The sequence below is a fragment of the Clostridium sp. DL-VIII genome (assembly GCF_000230835.1).
Lineage (GTDB): Bacteria > Bacillota > Clostridia > Clostridiales > Clostridiaceae > Clostridium.
The window spans coordinates 6,065,380-6,087,654 of sequence record NZ_CM001240.1; the positions used below are offsets into that span (position 1 = coordinate 6,065,380).

Genomic DNA, 22,275 nt, shown 5'->3' on the forward strand with positions numbered 1-22,275 from the left:
TAGCAATATAAAATTGTCTATTTAGTTACTATAACTTTGCAGGTTGCATATTTTCCGCTTCCATCACTTGCTGTGCATGTTATTGTCGCACTTCCTACTCCTACTGCTGTTAGCTTTCCACTTGAGCTTACTGTTGCTACTTTTGTGTTACTTGATTTCCATGTAACACCCTTATTACTTGCATTACTTGGCCCTACTGTTGCTGTAAATGTTCCTGTTTTTCCTACCGTCCAATTTAGGTTATTTGTATTCAATTTTACTGATGTTACTTTTGTTGGCTTTGTTACTGTTACTTTGCAGGTTGCATATTTTCCACTTCCATCACTTGCTGTGCATGTTATTGTCGCACTTCCTACTCCTACTGCTGTTAGCTTTCCACTTGAGCTTACTGTTGCTACTTTTATGTTACTTGATTTCCATGTAACACCCTTATTACTTGCATTACTTGGCCCTACTGTTGCTGTAAATGTTCCTGTTTTTCCTACCGTCCAATTTAAGTTATTTGTATTTAATTTTACTGATGTTACTTTTGTTGGCTTTGTTACTGTTACTTTGCAGGTTGCATATTTTCCGCTTCCATCACTTGCTGTGCATGTTATTGTCGCACTTCCTACTCCTACTGCTGTTAGCTTTCCACTTGAACTTACTGTTGCTACCTTTGTGTTACTTGATTTCCATGTAACACCCTTATTACTTGCATTACTTGGCCCTACTGTTGCTGTAAATGTTCCTGTTTTTCCTACCGTCCAATTTAAGTTATTTGTATTTAATTTTACTGATGTTACTTTTGTTGGCTTTGTTACTGTTACTTTACAGGTTGCATATTTTCCGCTTCCATCACTTGCTGTGCATGTTATTGTCGCACTTCCTACTCCTACTGCTGTTAGCTTTCCACTTGAACTTACTGTTGCTACCTTTGTGTTGCTTGATTTCCATGTTACGCTTTGGTTATTTGCATTTCTTGGCAAAATCGTTGCTGTAAATGTTCCTGTTTTCCCTACTGTCCAGTTTAAACTATTCGTATTTAATGCCACTGATATTACCTTTACTACAGCAGGCGTCACATTTACTACGCAAGTTGCATATTTCCCACTTCCGTCACTTGCTGTACATGTTATTATTGCACTTCCTACTCCGATTCCTGTTATTTCCCCATCATCATCTACTGTGGCTACTCCACTATCACTTGTTTCCCATATTACTGTTTTATTGGTTGTGCTATCAGGATAAATTATTGCTATTAATGAACTAGTTTTTCCTTTTTCTAGCGTCAAACTATTTGTATCTAATGTAACTTCGGTGACTTTTTGGACAGACTTTATGCTATTTTTATCTATACCGTAATTAATTAAAAGTTCCTTTACATCTTCATTCTCTATATACAATATAGCATTATTACTTATCCCTCTAAACGCATACTCCCCCTCTATGCTTGTTACACTCTCAGGAATAATTATACCTTGTAAATTCTCACAAAATTCAAATGCATACTCACCTATACTTGTTACCCCATTTGGTATTGTTATACTTGTCAATTTATAGCACCTAAGAAATGTACTTCTTCCTATTCTATTTATGCTACTGGGCATAGACACCTTTGTTAATCCACCATCCTCAGAAAATGCGTAATCTCCCATACTTGTTACACTATTCGGTATTGTTACCTGTGTTAGTGTCCCACAGCTGGCAAATGCATGATTTCCTATACTTGTTACTCCATTAGGTATTATTATACTTTTTAATTTATAACAAGACTCTAATGCATAATCTCCTATTTTTATTAAGTTCTTCGGTAAATTTATACTTGTTAATGCAGTACACCCTGAAAATGCATAATCATTTATACTTTTTATAGTATCAGGTAAAGTTATACTTGTTAAAGTATTGCAATCAGCAAATGCTTTATCACCTATAGTTGTTACCTTCACACCATCAATTGTACTTGGTATAACTGCCTCTGTATATGGTCCAGGATCATATCCAATTATAGTTCCTGTATCTGCATCAAAATTTATAACGGATTGATTATTTATTACTACTATATTACATGTTGCACTTACATTACTTCCATCAGTAGCTCTACATGTTACTTGAACCTTTCCCACACCAACAGCATCTAAATTTCCATTTCCATCTACTGTAACTATATTACTATTACTTGATTTCCACTCCAATTCCTGGTTAGTTGCATAACAAGGAATTATTGACACCTTTAGTGAACTTTTATTACCCTTTCTCAAATTTAAACTATATGTATTTAAAGTTAAAGTTGTTATCTTTTGATTAAACATAATTCTTCTATCGTCTACATAACACTTAGTAATAAGCATATTTTCCATTTTTTCACTATCTACATAGAAGTAGGCATTTTCACAATCGTAAAATGCATGCTGCCCTATACTTGTTACGCTGTCTGGAATAGTTATACTTTTTAAACTGGTGCAATCATAAAAGGCATAATCTTCTATGCCTGTTACATTTTTAGGAATTACCACAGACTTCAGACCACTACAATTTATAAATGCATTTTTACCTATATGATCCAAACTCACCGGTAAATGTATGCTTGTTAATTTAGTACAACTAAGAAATGCATCATTTCCTATACTTGTTACATTATCTGGTATTGTTATGTCATCTAAACTGCTACAATTATAAAATACGCAATCACCTATACTTGTCAAACCACTAGGAAATTTCACGCTCTTTAAACTACTGCATTCATAAAATACGCTTGATCCTATACTTGTTACACTATCCGGAATCGTTATACTTGCTAATCTAGTACAATACTCAAATGCACACCCTCCTATACTTTTCACACTGTTAGGAATTGACACGTTGACCAAATAATTGCACGAAGAAAATGCACTAGAACCTATACTTGTTACACTGCTAGGAATAGTTACACTTGTTAAATTATCACAACTAAAAAATGCATTTTCCCCTATTTTCTTTACAGTAACCCCATTAATTGTACTTGGTATGACTACTACTTGATCAGAGCCATAAAATCCAGTTATTGTTCCTGTACTTGAATCAAATGTAAATTTTGCTTCATTTGTAACGCCTGAATTAACAAGTTCATTATTTAATGATTCTGTTACAGTCTTTTCTTTATTGATACTTACAGCCGGGCCTGTTGTCTGAACTATTGTATTAATCCTTGTATCATTTGTAGTTTTCTCCTGTGAAAATGCTACTGTGCTTGGCAACAGGCTTATGCAAATTGAAAAAAACAATAACTTTCCAACTTGTCTCTCTATTATCTTGAGCATATTATTTTCTCCCCTCTTTAAATAACAAATCTATGTATCTATATTCATATTTTATCATAATATTACATATATACCAATTAAAACTCAAAAACTACATTGTAATATTCAAAAAACTCAAATAAAAAATGCAAATTAAGACATCTTTCTAAATGCCCTAATTTGCTATGAACTAAACTTATTTTTTTACAGTTACAACACATGTTGCATATTTTCCGCTTCCATCGCTTGCTGTGCATGTTATTGTTGCACTTCCTGCTCCTACTGCCGTTAACTTTCCATTTGAACTTACTGTTGCTACCTTTGTATTACTTGATTTCCATATAACATTCTTATTACTTGCATTGCTTGGCAACACTGTTGCTATAAACGTTCCTGTTTTTCCTACTGTCCAGTTTAATTTATTGGTATTTAATTTTACTGAGGTCACTTTTACTGTTGCTGGTTTTGTTACCGTAACTACACATGTTGCATATTTTCCACTTCCATCACTTGCTGTGCATGTTATTGTTGCACTTCCTGCTCCTACTGCTGTTAATTTTCCATTTGCATCAACTGTTGCTACCTTTGTGTTACTTGATTTCCATGTAACACCTTTGTTACTTGCATTACTTGGCAACACTGTTGCTGTAAACGTTCCTGTTTTTCCTACTGTCCAGTTTAATTTATTGGTATTTAATTTTACTGAGGTCACTTTTACTGTTGCTGGTTTTGTTACCGTAACTACACATGTTGCATATTTTCCACTTCCATCACTTGCTGTGCATGTTATTGTTGCACTTCCTGCTCCTACTGCTGTTAATTTTCCATTTGCATCTACTGTTGCTACCTTTGTGTTACTCGACTTCCATGTAACACTTTTATTACTTGCATTACTTGGCGCCACTGTTGCTGTAAATGTTCCTGTTTTTCCTACTGTCCAATTTAAATTTGTTGTATTTAATGTTACTGATGTTACCTTTGTTAATGGATTAGTTACCGTAACTACACATGTTGCATATTTTCCACTTCCATCACTTGCTGTGCATGTTATTGTTGCACTTCCTGCTCCTACTGCTGTTAATTTTCCATTTGCATCAACTGTTGCTACCTTTGTGTTACTTGATTTCCATGTAACACCTTTGTTACTTGCATTACTTGGCGCCACTGTTACTGTAAATGTTCCTGTTTTTCCTACTGTCCAATTTAAATTTGTTGTATTTAATGTTACTGATGTTACCTTTGTTAATGGATTAGTTACCGTAACTACACATGTTGCATATTTTCCACTTCCATCACTTGCTGTGCATGTTATTGTTGCACTTCCTGCTCCTACTGCTGTTAATTTTCCATTTGCATCTACTGTTGCTACCTTTGTGTTACTCGACTTCCATGTAACACTTTTATTACTTGCATTACTTGGCGCCACTGTTGCTGTAAATGTTCCTGTTTTTCCTACTGTCCAGTTTAAAGCATTTGTGTTTAATAGAACTGATGTCACTTTTACTGTTGGTGGTTCCTTTATAACAATCTTACTTTCGTCTACTCCAGCACTTTCTAATAATTCCTTTGTCTTTTCACTAAGTACATAAAACAATGTACTATTACAATCTACAAATGCATAATTTCCTATGCTTTTTACACTATCTGGTATAGTTATACTTGTTAAATTATTACATCCCCAGAACGCAGAATCACCAATACTTGTAATAGAATTTGGTATTACTATACTTGATAACTTACTACAACCTTGAAATGCAGAATCTCCTATACTTATTACATTTCCCTGAATGATTATACTTGTTATATTACTAAGATTTTTAAATGAGGATTTCCCTATATTAGTTACTGGAACTCCATTAATTGTACTTGGCATGATTAACTGAGTGTCACTTCCATTGTATGTTGTTATTGTTCCTGTATTTGAATCAAATCCAAAATCCGATTTACCAGTTACTATGATTTTACTTTCATCTACCAGCGCACTGATTAAAAGATTTTTTATTTGTTCATTCTCCACATAAAATAGTGCTTTTTCACAATTATTAAATGCATTACTCTTTATACTTGTTACACTGGCAGGAATAGTTATACTTGATAAACTACTGCATTCTTTAAATGCATTTTCATCTATACTTGTTACATGGCTTGGTATAGTAATACTTTTTAAATTGCTACATCCATAAAAAGCAAAACGTCCTACTGTTGTTACACTATCTGGTATTGTTATACTTGTTAAATTGCTACACTGTTCAAACATCTGTTCACTTATATTGGCTAAATTATTTGGTAATATTATACTTGTTAAGTTGGTACATTCTCCAAATGCAGTATTATGTATAGTTTTCACACTGTTTGGTATAGTGATATTTTGTAAGTTGCTACATCCATAAAATGCTTGACTATCTATTTCTGTTATATTATCAGGTACGGTAATACTAGTTAAACTAGTACAATTTTGAAATAACTGCGAATTTATAAGCGTTAATCCTTTTGGTATATTCACACTAATTAAGCTACTACAATTTTCAAACGCCTCATATCCTATATTTTTTACATTATCTGGTAGTGATATATTTTTCAAAGCACTACATCTATAAAATGCGTAATTTCCTATACTTCTTACACTACTAGGTATAGTTATACCTGTTAAATTACTGCATCCATAAAATACAGAATCAGCTATAGTAGGTATATTATTCGGAAGACTTACATTTATTAAGTTACTGCATCCATAGAATGCTGAGTCTCCTATACTTCCCACACTATCTGGTATGGTTATACTTGTTAATTTGCTACATCCATAAAATGCAGATTTAGATATTGATGTTATGCTATTTGGTATTGTTATACTTGATAAATTACTACATCCATAAAATGAATAATCCGCAATATATGTCATATGGGGCGGTATATTTACACTTTGTAAATTAGTACAATTTTTAAACACATTATATCCTGTGCTTGTTACAGTATCTGGTATAGTTACATTTTTTATATTATTACAATTTGCAAATGCACCGTATCCTAATGCTCCTACTCTAGTTCCATTAATTTGACTTGGTATAATAACATCCGTTGCACTACCTGTGTATCCTGTTATTATTATTGTTCCTGAATCCACCTCATATGTAAAATCCGATTCACTATTCGCACTTGAATTGACAAGCTTATTATCCGCTGCTTCTATAATAGTATTTTCTTCAGTAGTACCTGCCTTTGAATCTGTTACTTGAGCTGAGTTTATTAGTATACTTCTCTCATTATCCTTTTCTGCAGAAAGTGCTAAAGTAGTTTGGAGCAAACTTGTACACATTGTTAATAACAAGAATGTAATAATTTCTTTTCTTTTTGCTTTCAGCATGTTATCCCTCCATATTTTCCATAATTTATACTTATTATAACATTATACCATATCAAAAATTATCTCAAAACAAAATATTACATATATACCACATTTAAATAAAATAAAAAACCATGTGATAACTTAATATCTGCACGGTTTCTCTTCTGTATTTATTCTTCTTGTAAACGCTGTATCATATTGAAAATGGCTTGTGCACTATTAAAATTTTCAGGGATTATTTCAATAGCTGGAATTTCAATATCGTATTCTTCATCAATTAAATTGACAATTTGAATAATATCAAATGAATCTAAAATTCCTTCATCCACCAAAGTCTTACACTCATTAAAATCCACATCATCTCTAACCTCTTCTAATAATTTAATTAATTTTTCCATAATAGTTCTCCTTTACCATAATATATAAAATTTTCATTTCGATATATATTCATTTTTTAGTTTTGTTCGATCAATTTTTCCATTCATATTAAGCGGCATATTTGATGGATTATGGTATACATTAGGTATCATATAACGTGGAATCTTTTTCATTAACAACTTTGACATTTCTTTTGTATCTAAATCTCCTGTATATACCGCAACAATATGATCATTTTCTATATTATATAGGCAGCAACACATATCTACGCCATCTAAAGCACCTATTGCATTTTCTATTTCTCCAAGTTCAATACGATTTCCCATATGTTTAATTTGAAAATCTTTACGTGATGCATATACTAATTCTCTATTTTCATTCCAGTAAACTAAATCTCCCGTACAATAAACTGTTTCAGGATAGCTATTATTTACTGGATTTTGTATGAACACCTCTTTTGTCTTTTCAGGATTATTATAATATCCGCAAGCTAGGAACGAACCGCGAATTAATAATTCACCAATCTTACCACATTCATCAATAAGCTCTCCATTCTCATTCACTACTAACGCACCCACATTATCACATGGCACTCCTATTGGAATAGGTTCATCATCCCTAAATTCTCTATCAACTATATAATAAATTCCAATGTCTGTAATCTCAGTAGGCCCAAATAAATTAGCATACATTGCATGCGGAACGTGCCTACGCCAAATATTAAGCTGCTTAGTAGGCATTGTTTCACCTGCAAATAGAATTCTCCTTAAATTCGGTACTTGTACCACATCTAAAGCTCCTAGATTTGCAACTATACTCAACGCTGAAGGAACCCAATAAATTGTATTAATCTCTTTCTCTTTTACAAACTCTAATAATTTTACAGGAAAAGAGAATAACATTTTAGGAATAATGTATAATGTAGCAGCACTTCGAATAGTTGCAAATATATCTAATACAGACATACTAAAATAAAATGGTGTTTGATTTCCAAACACTGTTTTTTCATTTAGGTCAAATGTTTTGGTGACCCAATCTGCATAATCTATTACGGAACGATGGCATACAATAACACCTTTAGGAACTCCTGTTGATCCACTTGTGAAAAGAATATACAAAGGATCAGTATCAATCATTTGTCTTCGAGCATTTTCTAATTGCTCTGGATTCTGTGGCAGCATGTGAATCTCATCATACAATACCTTTAAGCAATCTGTTTCCATAAGAGGAAGAAATTTTTCTGTCTTATTATCATAAATTACAACAGCTGGCTGCAGTGTTTTTAATATTATATTAATTCGTTCCATAGGCATTTTTGCATCTAATGGAACATAGAAACACCCCGCATATGCAGCTCCCATAAAAGCTGCAATATTCCTGGCGTTTTTTTCCATATACACAACAACCGCTTTACGAGTACCTATTTCCCTCACTAAAAAACTTCCAATACTACGAGCTGCTTCAGCTAACTCATGATAAGTTAATTCATATTCATTATCAGAAAAAGCAATTTTATCCGGAAATTCTTTTTCTGATCTTTCAAGATACGTTAAAATACTTTTCTCCATATTATTACCTACACTTTCTAAAAATCTTATTTTGAAATTTCTTCTTCGTAGTAGCGAGTTAATTTATCATCACTAGCTCCATTTACCCTAGCATTTACTCGTATTTTATATTTTTTATATTCTGATGAATCAAAAATAAAAGTTGGACTTTTATCATAATCCCGTATTATCTTTTGCTCTCCTGTTTCCAAATCTGTTAAGACAAATTGGTATTCTGGAGTCACCTTAGTTCCATGAGTAGAATCAGCAGTTAATTTTATTTTACCCCCATCTTTTGTAAAGTTAAACCATGTATTTGCAATATAATTTATAGATGCTTTATACTCTTCTGGTGTATAAAAATATTTACCCATATCTTCACCATTTTGTCTTAATTTTAAGAAGTCCGCAAAAGATTCTGAAAAAGCCTTCGCACCTGTACTATTAAGATGCTCTCCATCGCAAAAATAATTTTCATTCAATTTAAATAATTCCGATTTAATTAAACTATAATCATAATACTCAATATTTAAGTCCTTAGCAATTTTAGCTATCTCATTATTGAAATCAAAATAGTTATTAACTCTTAGTACTTGATATACAGGAGCTGGTGGATTCAAGAGAATTAATTCACAATTATTTTCTTTACATAACTCAGATATTTTTTTTAAATATTCTACATTCTTTCCCTGTATCTCACTGATATTTCTATTAGTACGAGAAACTTTTAAATTATTATAATTAATAGTTCCATTTGGATCATTAGGATTCAATTTTATAGCTCCGTTTCCTATATAACCAGTTTTATTTTTTTCAAAATCCTCCACTTGTCCTGGCTCTGGATAATTAATATAAGACTTATCCAATTTTTCGTGAAAATTTTTCATTAAAGCCTGTACAGAATTTACATGATATCCACGCCATGGAAAAAGCCTGTCCAAATATGCCCCATCTAGGGCAGAGGACATAAAATAATATTCTATTTGATTTATAAATGATTTCATATATGGTGCAGTACTAGTATATGCTAAAGTTTTTTCTTCCTTTATTGTGAAATTAAGCTGCTCTGCGGTTAAAATAATTAATTTTGGTTTCTGATAATCAAACAATTCCTTTAAAGAATAATATGTACCAACAAACATTTGTGAAGGAAATGCATAATCAAATGTCTTTACGCCTAATTTTTTATCCATAATGTAAGGATAAACATCTCTTTCTGATAATGAAGCACCTATAAACGCTACATCAATATTTTCTTTTTGAGAATACATTTCACGCATAGTCATCCTTGCATTTCCGCCCTTAGGTACAAAGACAAATATTAAGGTATAGTTTATCATAAATAATAATATTATAAATATTATCACTCTAAACCATGCTGCTTTAGAATTGTGCATACATAAAACCTCCCAGTAAATTTGTTGAACTAGCATCAAAACAGATAATTGCAAAAATTAACGCATAAAGCACTGCCCATCTAAGAAACAAGTTTTTTTGAGACAAAAACTCTCGAATTTTGATTCCATTTTCCTGCATTATACTTATTATTAATAATATAATTGTCGCTGCAAATAGCACTATAAAATCATGTGGCTTAATACCAAGCTTAAGAATTGTTCCATCCATTAATTCGTTAAACTTAAAATTCGTTATAGTATTATGCAGCATATAGAATGAAGCATGTAGTGCATTTCCCCTATCAAAATACCAGCCTAAGTTTACAATAAAAAATGTCCTTAATATTCTAAATAAATGATACGGAAAACATTTGGTATTTACTCTGGTCATTTTTTTTAACCATATATAAAAAGGTTCTAAGATAGCACTAAAAGCAATTATAATACCATTGTATAAGCCCCATGCTACGTAATGCCAATATGGGCCATGCCAAATCCCAACAACTAAAAACACTACAAGATTCGCGATAGCAACCGGTATTACTTTCCCAGTTCTCTTACCAAGATGTTTATTGGCATATTTTCCCATTTTGCCCATTCGCTTGGTAAGTGCTAAGGGATAAAAAATATAATCTCTCATCCAAGAACCTAGTGAGATGTGCCATCTACGCCAGAATTCTGATAATGAAGTTGAAAAATACGGACGTTTAAAGTTTATAGACATATTAATTCCAAATAATTCAGCAATACCCATAGCTACATCTATTCCACCAGAAAAATCAGCATATTGCTGCAATGAGTAAAATAGTATCCCTATTATTGTAATACCACCACCATACTTGTCATAATGACCAAATACCTGATTAACAACTGCTACTGCTCTATCAGCAATTATCATCTTTTTAAAAAGTCCCCATAAAATTAACTGCAATCCATATTGAAATTTATTCAAGTCAAATTTATGATCTCCATATAGCTGATTTGCTAGTTTATCGAATCTATTAATAGGACCCTGTATAATTTGAGGAAAAAAAGAAATAAATAATGCAAACTTAAACAAGTTTTTTTCCGCCTTATATTTACCGTTATACACATCAATAAAATATCCCATAGATTGAAATGTATAAAAGGATATTCCAAGAGGCAGTAATAATCCTAGGGTAATCGGCTCTATTTTATTTCCTGTTGTCAGATTAACTAATCCTGTAATATTCTCTGTTAAAAAATTAAAGTATTTCAAAAATGCAAGAATTCCAAAATTAATTAATAAAACAAACCAAAAAATTATCCGCTGTTTTTTCTTCGCCATAATTTTTATATTTTTCTTATCTTGCAGTGCTAAAAATTCTTTTTTTTCAATTAATTCACTTTCCATCTTCTCATTAATTTTACTAATTAGTACTGAGCCAATCCAAACACTAGCTGTCGTAAAAATAATATAACCAACAGTCTTTACTCCAGCAAATGTATAAAATACATAGCTGCCAATAAGCAGACATAACCATTGAAACTTTTTAGGCAAAAAATAATATGCCAAAATCAATACACATAAAAAAATCCAAAAATTAAATTCCAAAAATGACATCATTTCACATCCCAGCATTAAAATAAACTACCATTGTCTAAAAATACATTCTTATAAAATATATTGTAATTAACAATATACATTTGATACTTAACAAATAATTTTAATAAATCCTGTACGGATTCTAGCAATAATTATACATTTCAAATTTTTAATTGCAACATATCTATAATTTACCTTAACATATTATAATTTATTATTTTGTCAAAATCGTGTCAAATTTAAAATATATTATATACTCTAAGAATTTTCAACTTATTTTCTGAATAAAGAAATAGATAAGATTATGTATCTTTATCTTATCTATTCTTTGATTTACATATTATTTTGATTGTTGTCCCTTATAAAAAAATCATTATTAGCGCTACTGTTATTTAAGTAGAACTATGCTTTTATTATTATTTGATTTGCATTAATTGAAGAATTACTATTGATAAGCAAATCCCTTATAGATTTATTACTCACATAATATTTTGCATCTTTCTTACATCCACTAAATGCACTCGATCCTATACTTGTAATAGTTTGTCCATTTATTTTTGATGGAATTATAATTTTTTTATTATTCAATTTAGTTTTTAAGGTTAGGACTCCATTACTTACATTAGCATTAGTGCTATCAAGAGTTATCATATCCTTATCTATTACCGTCACTGCACACATGTTGCAGACTTCCCGCTTCCATCGTTTGCAGTACATGTTATTGTTGTACTCCCCACTCCTACTGCTATTAACTTTCCACTTGAACTTACTGTCGCTACCTTTGTATTGCTTGACTTCCATGTAACGTCTTTATTGCTTGCATTACTTGGTGCAATTGTTGCTGTAAATGTTCCCGTTTTTCCTACTGTCCAATTTAATTTATTTGTATTTAATTTTATTGATGTTACTTTTACTATACTTACTGCATTAGCTGTTATTGTAGTAAATTCCCCTAGTTGCATCAACATTGATATTACAAAAACTATTGTAATAATTCTCAAATGTAGTTTGATTTTTATTATTATTATTCCTTTATTTCCAAATTATACTATTTTATATTATATCATATATACCATAATAGTGAAATGGTTTAAGTAAATATCTCTCAATCCAATATATATTTAATATTTGTATTTATACCCATCTTTTTTTATTTTACGATAAAGGAGTTGTTATTAAAACAACTCCTTTATCGAATTCCACTATCATGTTGTAAGTTTTTTTATTTGATTACTGTTACAGCACAAGTTGCATATTTTCCACTTCCATCACTTGCTGTGCATGTTATTGTTGCACTTCCTACTCCTACTGCTGTTAACTTTCCATTTGAACTTACTGTTGCTACCTTTGTATTACTTGATCTCCATGTAACACCCTTATTACTTGCGTTACTTGGAGCTACTGTTGCTGTAAAAGTTCCTGTTTTTCCTACTGTCCAGTTTAACTTATTTGTATTCAATTTTACTGATGTTGCTTTCACTATCGCAGGTGTTACTGTAACTACACAGGTCGCAGATTTTCCACTTCCATCACTTGCTGTACATGTTATTGTTGCACTTCCTGCTCCCACCGCTGTTAGCTTTCCATTTGCATATACTGTTGCTACCTTTGTGTTGCTTGATTTCCATGTAACACCTTTATTACTTGCATTACTTGGTCCTACAGTAACTGTAAATGTTCCTGTTTTTCCCACTGTCCAATTCAAATTTGCTGTATTTAATGCTACTGATGTCACCTTTGTTAATGGATTCGTTACTGTTAAAGTACAAGTTGCAGATTTTCCGCTTCCATCACTTGCTGTGCATGTTATTGTTCCACTTCCTACTCCTACTGCTGTTAACTTTCCATTTGAACTTACTGTTGCTATCTTTGTATTACTTGATTTCCATGTAACACCCTTATTACTTGCGTTACTTGGAGCTACTGTTGCTGTAAAAGTTCCTGTTTTTCCTACTGTCCAGTTTAACTTATTTGTATTCAATTTTACTGATGTTGCTTTCACTATCGCAGGTGTTACTGTAACTACACAGGTCGCAGATTTTCCACTTCCATCACTTGCTGTACATGTTATTGTTGCACTTCCTGCTCCTACTGCTGTTAGCTTTCCATTTGCATCTACTGTTGCTACCTTTGTGTTGCTTGATTTCCATGTAACACCTTTATTACTTGCATTACTTGGTCCTACAGTAACTGTAAATGTTCCTGTTTTTCCTACTGTCCAATTCAAATTTGCTGTATTTAATGCTACTGATGTCACCTTTGTTAATGGATTCGTTACTGTTACAGTACAAGTTGCAGATTTTCCACTCCCATCACTTGCTGTACATGTTATTGTTGCACTTCCTGCTCCTACTGCTGTTAATTTTCCATTTGCATCTACTGTTGCTACCTTTGTGTTACTTGACCCCCATGTCACTGCTTTGTTGCTTGCATTACTTGGTGCGATTGTTGCTGTAAATGTTCCTGTTTTTCCTACTGTCCAGTTTAAAGAATTTGTATTTAATGTTACCGATTCGACTTTTGTTGGTGAATATACATATGAATCATTGGACATCTCATATGCTTTGTTAAATGAATCAGTGTCATATTCCGGGTTTCTTATATGATCATCAAAATCTGTATTGTTTTTTAAAAAATATCTATAACTTATAGTATCACTATATGAATAAAGATTTTCGTCCCATGTGTTATCAATATTATACCATTTTCCATTAATACGTGCTATATTCCATCCATGTGCGCCACCACCGCCCATTCCAGTGATATAACGTACTCCTATTCCTAATTCCTTTAGAATCTTATACGTTAAGGATGCAAAGCCTTGACATACAACATTATTCTCAACAATTGCATTATATGCAGAATAATTTTGTAAGCTATAATCATATTTTATATTTTGTACTATGTAATCGTGAACTGCTTTAATTTTTGTGTATTCATCACTATTGTAAACATTTAGACTGTCTAATACATTTTTTACTTTTGAATTTACTTCTTGTTCTTGTTCATATGTAGTTAAATATGAAATATTATAGGTAAAGATAACATAACTTGAACTATAAGACATCTTACTATTATACGATTTAAAATGTGCATATAAATAATCCCCTTCACTTGAGCTAGCTTTGTCGCTATCCTCAATAGCTAAATTAAAAATGTCTTCAGAAATATTAGGATAATATGACGTATTTACAGTAAAAGTAATAGTATCTGACCTTTTTACCATCTGCTCACGCATATAATCGCTTGCTTCTTTTATTGTCGCAAATGCTTGTTGGCTTGTCCCTGTAAGTGTTGAAAAACTACTAAATGTATTACTAGCAGATGAAGATGATTCTAAATCCACATCTTTATACATCGGATTAACATATGTTTCTGTTACTGTTTTAAGAGATGAATCTACTATATTTGCATTATTTTTCTCATTTTGCTGTGTCTCCGAAGTAATTGAAACTTGAGTAGCAGCAGGAGTTGTAGTATCCTCCTCCAATACATTTTTGTATTCACTTTGTGATTCATTTACTGTGTTATCTCTGTTTTGCATAATAGAAGCTGATATTTCAGTCGCATTCGCTGGAATATAGTTGCTTACGCCTAAAAAAGACACCATTAGTACTAATATGCTTGTCCATCTTTTTAATTTCATAAATATTCCCCCATACTAATTATGTTAGTGTAAGACTATATTATCATTAAATCGACATAGTTTCCATATTTTAATACATAATTCATCTTTTTAGCTTTTTCATTAAATTATTATATAAATGGCTTTTATACGTACAGGAAGCAACGTAAACGGTAAATCATGAGTACTTATATGAATAAAGCCGCCATTCATGGCGGCTTAAAAAATATCTATTTTATTTTCTTACACTCAAGTGGAAGTTTTTCAGACCATAGAAGAAGATCCTCAAGAAAATCTAGATTAGTATCTTCCATATGCTTTGGAATTTCTGTAAGAAGCAATTCGAAATAATTATAAGGCTTCAAATTATTTGCTTTAGCTGTTTCTGCAATACTGTAAATAATAGCACTAGTTTTAGCACCATCAACGGTGTCGATAAGATGCCAATTACGTTTTCCGATGCAGATGCCTCGAATACTTCCTTCAGCTGCATTATTATCAGCTGGAACATTACCATCTTCAAGAAAAACTCTAAGATATTTTTCTTGATTAATGCAATAGGTAAAGTCTTTTCCTGTTTCAGATTTCAGAAGAACAGCATTCTGATGTTCTTTTACCCATGCGAAGAAATCCTCTATCAGCGGTTTTACAGTCAATTGCCTTTGCTTTTGACGCTCCTCTGATGAGAGCTCACTCAATAAGCCTTCTACTTTATAAATAGAGGCTATTTGCTTTAATGCGTCATTTGCAAGAGTTCCTTTAGCCTTTTCTTTACCAAGAGCCTTTACAACATTTGCAAAACGTCGCCTAGCATGACTCCAGCATCCTGCAATTCTAAGGTCTTCAAATTCTTTCTCTAAGCTATGATAAACCTGATATCCATCTGTAACAACTATGCCAGAATAACTTTTCAAAAATTCACGCGGATGGTTGGAATTACGTGTCTTCTGATATTCATAAAGTACAATAGCAGAGCCTTCATGCATTTTACCTGTACGATAAACCCACATGTAGCTTTTAGCACCAGCAGATCGCCCATCCTTGCTTACGCAAACGGGAGTTTCATATGCCTGCAACACCTGGCATTTGTATAGCTTTTTATGGAGTCTATCATAAAGTAGTGAAAGATATCTTTCTCCACACCGAATTACCCAATTAGCCATTACCTGTCTTCTAATAACTACATCATTTCTTAAAAATTCCTGTTCAAGACGATATAATGGAATAGCATTTACATATTTGCTGTTCATAATAGCAGCTCCAAGTGAAGTTGTACGAATACTACATCTTAACAAGTCGGCTGGGCGATTGCCTCTGATAATAGTTTCATTATCTTTTCCAGCATAAACTGCAACGTGATGTTCTTCCACTTCAAATTTAGCTGGGTGAAAAGCAAGTCTTTTATAAACTTCATCCGGAAGGCGTTTCCATTTATTGCCCAAACGTTCATTAAGCTCTTCGCCAGATAATTCATGATTAATCACTACAACTGGAATACCCTTTAACTCTTCCTCACGTTGACCTTTCACTTTTTACGTTTGTATGCTTTGGGACAGACTTCTTCCATATAAGGTTCTACAACATACTTATTAACAATAGTCGCTTCTGTTTCATCGAAACACAATTCCAATTTTAACTGACCATCATAAACCATCTTTTCTGAAGAACGACCAAATTGCTTAGTTTTTGAAATACGTAGTTGTTCTAAAATCAAGTTCATATTTTGATTTACTTGCTCTAGTTGAACCTTTTGTTCAGCACAAGTCAAAGAAAGATTTTCTACAAGCTTTTGCATAGTCATGAAAATCGAAATCATATCTTCCTTATTAAGTTTTTTTAATTCGGCTTCTGTATATCTCTTATCCATATGGACAAGATACCATATAAAAAAGCCATATACAATAGAAAAAATACAATTTATAAAAATTGTGGAAAAGCCTTGTAATCAAAGTCTCCATTGTGGATAACTAAGTTATAAAATCTTAACCAGGAGCTATAGTTTTAATAGCTTTCTTTTGATCAATAGAAAGTCCTTCCATTAACCATTTAATTGCTGAATTGAAATGGCTTTAACGTCATCTTCATTACGCGGCCATTGAAATTTTCCAATTTCAAGGCGCTTATATAAAAGAAGAAATCCATCACCTTGCCATAAAAGACCTTTTTTAATACGATCTGTTTTTCTGCCGCAAAATAAAAATAGGATTTCACTATTGAAGGGATCGAGTTTAAATTCTTGCTGCACTACGATACCTCTTCTCAAATCGCTGTAGCCGCAGGCAATGTAGATTTTTTTAAAACCAGATGCATTATTTAACATTCGACATCACCTTCAAAACCATAGAAAGTAAATTTTCCGAAACAGTGTTAGAAATTTCTAGCACGTTATTTCCGACGTGTATAACTATGTCAGACTTAAAGGAAGGAGTAGTTATTGAAGATTCAATAGGTACTGGGAGTTGAACAAAATTTATTTGCTTCTGAGATTCAGTATTTTTCAGTGTCTTGAATACTTGTCCTCTAACACGGCGCTGCCAATAGTAAAATTGTTTTTCATTAATATTGTTTTCATTACACCAAGATCTAACACCCTTGCCGCTACTACGGCATTCGCTTATAATAGATGTCCAATGCATTAATCGCATTTCATGAGTTGTTTTATCCATTAGTACCTCCAAAAAACTAGTTTAGTTACTTTGAAAAACTTGTAGTTTTTTAAAGCTTTGATTAATTATCTCAAAAATTCAAACCTGATGCGAGGTACTCATGTTCTATCGTTTACGCCATTATCATCAGTTATAGTCTTAAAAACTTGACTAAATTGATTGCCAAATAAACTACGTACTCTATTGAGAGCATCAGTAACTGATTCGGCGGTTTTCGATACAATATCAATTACCATAGCATATCTAGTCTTACGCTCTACTATTGTAAGTAGTACATTATCATTATTAGATTTTTGACCAATAACAGTGTCAATTTCCCAATGACCAAACTCGTTGCGAGTGTTTATCTCTAATGGGTGATCTGATATGCTAGAACCAAGTTTTTTCTTATGATTTTTAATTCTAGTAGGCTTTGTATTTCTACGTAGCTTCATTGGTAAATCAGTGTTTTTTACATCTAATAAACCAATATCTATATGATTATACAATGTCTTTGTGCAAATCATTTGAGAACGCTTAAATCTACCGCTAGCGATAGCTTCGCCAGTATCAGCAAAGTATACTTCAACATATTTTCCTTGAATAATTTGAGTTGTAGTTCCACGTCTAATTTCATTTAAGATAGTGTTTATAGGACTTTTTAACTCTTTTTCTATCTTATAAGGTGAAAAGCCATCTTTTAGATGAAGCTGGCTAAGCATACGCTCTTCAAAATTCAAATGTTTATTTTTACGTGATTTTGTGCTATTATTTGGGTAGTCCAAAGTGATTATCCTCCGTGTATATTTTTTGTTTAGCGATTAAATCATAACACAGAATAATCAACTATGGATTTTTTATTAGTTCAATTTCATTTTACAACAGGTCCATTTATAAATATGAATTAAAACCATAGAGATTTGCTTTTCTATAGTTTATATTCTTTTCCATATATGTCGTTATATTTTTGATGTCTCCTAACTCTTCCACCTTTTTCACATGAAAACAATGGGATTTATTCATGTTACTTTGATCCATTTCATCAAAATACTCTACAATCTCCTTAGGTATATTTTCTTTGATTTTCCATCCTACATCCACATAGTTAAGCATTTCAATCAAGATTTCTATTACAAATACTCATTTACTTTATTACATATCATACTGAGAAACTTTTAGTTTATTTAAATTTATACCCATTATTCTTTTAAAAGGATATTCAAACATTTTTAAAGATAGCAGATAAGTTAACATTATAGCTAAACATAAATAAATAAATTTCCAACTCTTTGGGAAAGACTTTATTAAATAATCATTCAATTTATAATGGATATATAATGATAAGATTAAATAATGTAAGAAATATACTTGTAATGTCCTAGAACCAAATTTTGTAAAAAACACATTGCATTTAGGAGTAGCGAATATAACTCCTAACGAAATAATTACGGATAATCCATAAAATAATATTCTATATACACCACCATATAAAGGTTCATTCAAAACAATATATGAATTACGTCCAGTAAAATAACCTCTAAATTGATATAAATTTTGTCCATACATACAAATAGCTATAATTGTGATCAATAAAAAAATTAAAGACATACATTTTAGCCAATTACATTTTAAAATTTTTATTAGTCTCTCTTCACTTATATAGTACCCTACTACAAAGTATGGAAAAAAGACTAGAATTCTTGATAAACAAATAAAATCTCCTACAGTTTTATCATATCCCGCTAAAACACTTATAAGAATCGAAGAAAATAATACATATATTGATTTAATATCCTTTACCACATATGTAAGACAAAGCCAGATACTCATGGCCAATAAATACCAAGGCACTCCATTTTCATTAAAAAGTGTAAAATAAGTTTCTACTTTACCAAATAAATATTTATTTAGAATAAAAAAACATACTTTCAACAAAAAATATAGTACTAAATATGAAAATACTTTTTCTATTTTAAATTGTTTTACATTAATAATCTTTTTAGAGAAATAACCCGAAACAAATATAAATAAAGGCATATGAAATATATATATAAATAGAAATAGTTCTTTCATTTTCATTGAAGAAGTTGAATAGAAATCAGCAAAATGCCCTACTACAACTACTAAGATTAATAAAAATTTAAGGTTATCCCAAAATAAAATTCTCCCCATCTTATCTTTTTTTAATTCAATACTATTATCTTCTAGAGTATACAATAACCTATTGCTATAATTACTCACTATTCTCCCCCCAAAATTATTATAATTTGAAACAATTATATGTAAGTTTCTAATTAACAAAACTTATACTTTATAAAATCATTTACTTTATTTTGTACTGTTAAAAATAAATATATTTTTATATTTTATTCTAAATAAGCTGATAATACTCTATCAGATGATTTTCCATCAACATAATTAAAATATTCCTTTTTAAATTCAATGCTTCTATTTACTATATTATGACTATTAATTTTGTTAATTAATTCTTTTATCTCATAAATCACTTCTCCAGGAACAAATCCAGTATAATCATAATAAAATCCTCTACTTTTTTCATATCTTTTTAAATCAAAAGCAAAAAATATAATTGGTTTTTCTAGGTAGCTATATTCATAAAATAAAGAAGAATAATCTGTAATCAATAAATCTGATATAAGCATTAATTCATTAACATCTTCATATCCTGACATATCTATTATATTATTAAATTTATTGCCATACTCATATTGTTTATAGATATGCGGATGTAATCTTAATAATACGACACAATTTTCATCAATACTCTCTGCCATTATATTAACGTATTCTAATACTTTTTTATTATCTTCAATTTCATCCCTAAAAGTTGGTGCATATAATATAATCCGTTTGTTTTTGATTTGTGGGTACTGTTTAAGTATCGATTTTTTAATATTATTGATTTTTTCACTATTATGGAATAAATCACAATTCGGACTTCCTACTACCTTAATTTTATCTTTTTTCACATTAAACGCTTTAGCATAAATAGAAATATCCTTACTAGAACATACTACTAAATCTGTATAAATTGAATTTGCTTTTTTTTGCAATTCATTAAGTTTAACAGATGGTGCATATTCTTCTCCAAATTTTTTAAATGTTCCAATAGCATGCCACAACTGTATTACTTTAACATCTTTTTTAAATTTTAAATAAGCTCCTGTAATAAAAATATTATTCAAAAAAATATATTTACTTGTAGCTAAATGGTAATTCTTTCTTAAATACAATTCTGTTACTTGAATAAATAAGTAAGCTACATCCTTAAATCTTCTTATTTTTCTAATACTGTAATCCTTCCTGCTAATAACATTAATTTTATAATTTGGATAATCTAATTTTATTTGTTCATAAACATATTTAATATTTCCATTGAACTTATCATCATGTGTCATTATAAAAGTAATTTTATTATTATGTATTTTCCATAAACTAAATATTTTAAATATTAAAGCAAATATTCTTCCTAAAATAGATTTCAACTATTTTGCCTCCTAATTAAACTTTTAATAGTCTCCTGATATATTTTCCAAATATTTTTATATACATTAGGAAAATATGCAATAAGCTTAATTCGTAGGTATTTAACACATGATGTTATACTTCTATTTTCCAACTTAGTATGTTTCATCGTTTCAAAGTATCCACTTTCTTCATATACCCTAATTAAATTTGCCTCTGATAAACAAAGCTTATTAAAAAAAAGAAAACATGTATTAGGTATAACCTTTGTATCAATTTTTTTTATTATTATGCTCGACACGCCCTCATTAACAAACGTATCTTTTAAATCTTGCAACATATCTATACCTTGCTTAAGTTTTTCTATACTTAAATCATGTGACAATGATTTTTCTCTCATAACATATGCCATTAATACCTGAGGTATAAATGTAATAGTTTTTGCCTTGGCTATCACTTTGTAATACAAATTCAAATCTTCGTGATATAAACTATTCTCTTTAAAAGATTCTTTTTTTATTATATCTGTTTTGTATATTACATTTGAAGTACAAATATGTACTAGATTATCAAAAATTAGACTTAAAAGTTCTTCTCCTGATATTCTATTACTGATTTTCTTATATGCATCTTCATATTTCCACACTATCTTGTTTGAAACTTCATGCATATACTCTCCTAAGATGATATCCGCCGTTTCATTTCTAATAGAGTTAACAAATAGCTCAACTGTATTATCCAATAAATAATCATCGGCATCTAGAAACATTGTATATGGTGTAGAACTTACCTTAATGCCTAAATTTCTAGCATATCCTACACCCCTATGTTCTATTACATAAATATCAAATTTAATATCATGCTTTTCAAATTTTTCTCTAATATATCGTTCTACATTGTCACTAGAACCATCATCTATGAATATTACCCTGAATTCCTTACATGTCTGGCTCAACAAAGAATTTATATTCTTTTCCATATATTTTTTAGAATTATAGCATGGTATTATAATACTTATCATTGTTATATC

General features: G+C 30.8%; 17 protein-coding genes and 1 pseudogene. All 18 read right to left on the bottom strand.

The window, feature by feature from the left end:
- Window positions 1–17: 17 nt before the first annotated feature.
- Window positions 18–3,278 carry a leucine-rich repeat protein gene (locus CDLVIII_RS31675; protein WP_009172753.1) on the bottom strand — a complete coding sequence of 1,087 codons (3,261 nt, stop codon included), beginning with the start codon at window positions 3,276–3,278 and terminating at the stop codon, window positions 18–20.
- Window positions 3,279–3,453: 175 nt separating this feature from the next.
- Complete coding sequence (locus CDLVIII_RS32405) at window positions 3,454–6,618, bottom strand: leucine-rich repeat protein (RefSeq protein WP_009172754.1); 3,165 nt, start codon at window positions 6,616–6,618, stop codon at window positions 3,454–3,456.
- A gap of 152 nt (window positions 6,619–6,770) precedes the next feature.
- On the bottom strand, window positions 6,771–6,998 hold the full coding sequence (locus CDLVIII_RS27495; RefSeq protein WP_009172755.1) for a phosphopantetheine-binding protein: 228 nt from the start codon (window positions 6,996–6,998) through the stop codon (window positions 6,771–6,773).
- Window positions 6,999–7,031: 33 nt separating this feature from the next.
- Window positions 7,032–8,546: an amino acid adenylation domain-containing protein gene (locus tag CDLVIII_RS27500; protein WP_009172756.1), complete on the bottom strand. Its 1,515-nt coding sequence runs from the start codon at window positions 8,544–8,546 to the stop codon at window positions 7,032–7,034.
- Between the two features lie 26 nt (window positions 8,547–8,572).
- Window positions 8,573–9,922: an SGNH/GDSL hydrolase family protein gene (locus tag CDLVIII_RS27505; RefSeq protein ID WP_009172757.1), complete on the bottom strand. Its 1,350-nt coding sequence runs from the start codon at window positions 9,920–9,922 to the stop codon at window positions 8,573–8,575.
- Window positions 9,909–11,459 (bottom strand): MBOAT family O-acyltransferase, encoded by a 1,551-nt coding sequence (locus tag CDLVIII_RS27510; protein ID WP_347462054.1) that lies wholly within the window; start codon window positions 11,457–11,459, stop codon window positions 9,909–9,911. The genes CDLVIII_RS27505 and CDLVIII_RS27510 overlap by 14 nt, the downstream gene beginning before the upstream one ends.
- Before the next feature lie 432 nt (window positions 11,460–11,891).
- Window positions 11,892–12,170 (bottom strand): hypothetical protein, encoded by a 279-nt coding sequence (locus tag CDLVIII_RS32410; RefSeq protein ID WP_009172759.1) that lies wholly within the window; start codon window positions 12,168–12,170, stop codon window positions 11,892–11,894.
- Window positions 12,158–12,490, bottom strand: a complete 333-nt coding sequence (locus CDLVIII_RS32415; protein ID WP_009172760.1) for an Ig-like domain-containing protein — start codon at window positions 12,488–12,490, stop codon at window positions 12,158–12,160. The genes CDLVIII_RS32410 and CDLVIII_RS32415 overlap by 13 nt, the downstream gene beginning before the upstream one ends.
- A gap of 221 nt (window positions 12,491–12,711) precedes the next feature.
- A complete protein-coding gene (locus CDLVIII_RS32420) occupies window positions 12,712–15,135 on the bottom strand; it encodes an Ig-like domain-containing protein (protein WP_009172761.1) in 2,424 nt (807 codons plus the stop codon).
- A 209-nt stretch (window positions 15,136–15,344) separates the two neighbouring features.
- The gene (locus CDLVIII_RS27530; protein ID WP_347462056.1) at window positions 15,345–16,643 is read right to left on the bottom strand and encodes an IS66 family transposase; all 1,299 of its coding nucleotides are present in this window, start codon (window positions 16,641–16,643) and stop codon (window positions 15,345–15,347) included.
- Entirely contained in the window at window positions 16,640–16,981 is a 342-nt protein-coding gene (locus CDLVIII_RS32810) for a transposase (RefSeq protein WP_347462058.1), read from the bottom strand. Before CDLVIII_RS32810 ends, CDLVIII_RS27530 begins: the two co-directional genes overlap by 4 nt.
- Before the next feature lie 171 nt (window positions 16,982–17,152).
- Window positions 17,153–17,434, bottom strand: a complete 282-nt coding sequence (gene tnpB, locus CDLVIII_RS27535) for an IS66 family insertion sequence element accessory protein TnpB (RefSeq protein ID WP_009172762.1) — start codon at window positions 17,432–17,434, stop codon at window positions 17,153–17,155.
- Complete coding sequence (locus CDLVIII_RS27540) at window positions 17,424–17,792, bottom strand: IS66 family insertion sequence element accessory protein TnpB (protein WP_186005530.1); 369 nt, start codon at window positions 17,790–17,792, stop codon at window positions 17,424–17,426. The genes tnpB and CDLVIII_RS27540 overlap by 11 nt, the downstream gene beginning before the upstream one ends.
- A 104-nt stretch (window positions 17,793–17,896) precedes the next feature.
- Window positions 17,897–18,544: pseudogene (locus CDLVIII_RS27545) on the bottom strand (IS30 family transposase); the annotation flags it as partial.
- Window positions 18,545–18,650: 106 nt separating this feature from the next.
- Window positions 18,651–18,872, bottom strand: a complete 222-nt coding sequence (locus tag CDLVIII_RS27550; protein WP_009172765.1) for a hypothetical protein — start codon at window positions 18,870–18,872, stop codon at window positions 18,651–18,653.
- Window positions 18,873–18,911: 39 nt separating this feature from the next.
- A complete protein-coding gene (locus CDLVIII_RS27555; RefSeq protein WP_009172766.1) occupies window positions 18,912–20,000 on the bottom strand; it encodes an acyltransferase family protein in 1,089 nt (362 codons plus the stop codon).
- A 125-nt stretch (window positions 20,001–20,125) separates the two neighbouring features.
- Window positions 20,126–21,265, bottom strand: coding sequence for a CDP-glycerol glycerophosphotransferase family protein (locus CDLVIII_RS27560; protein WP_009172767.1), 1,140 nt, complete (start codon window positions 21,263–21,265; stop codon window positions 20,126–20,128).
- The gene (locus CDLVIII_RS29570; protein WP_009172768.1) at window positions 21,262–22,266 is read right to left on the bottom strand and encodes a glycosyltransferase family 2 protein; all 1,005 of its coding nucleotides are present in this window, start codon (window positions 22,264–22,266) and stop codon (window positions 21,262–21,264) included. Before CDLVIII_RS29570 ends, CDLVIII_RS27560 begins: the two co-directional genes overlap by 4 nt.
- Between the last annotated feature and the right edge of the window lie 9 nt (window positions 22,267–22,275).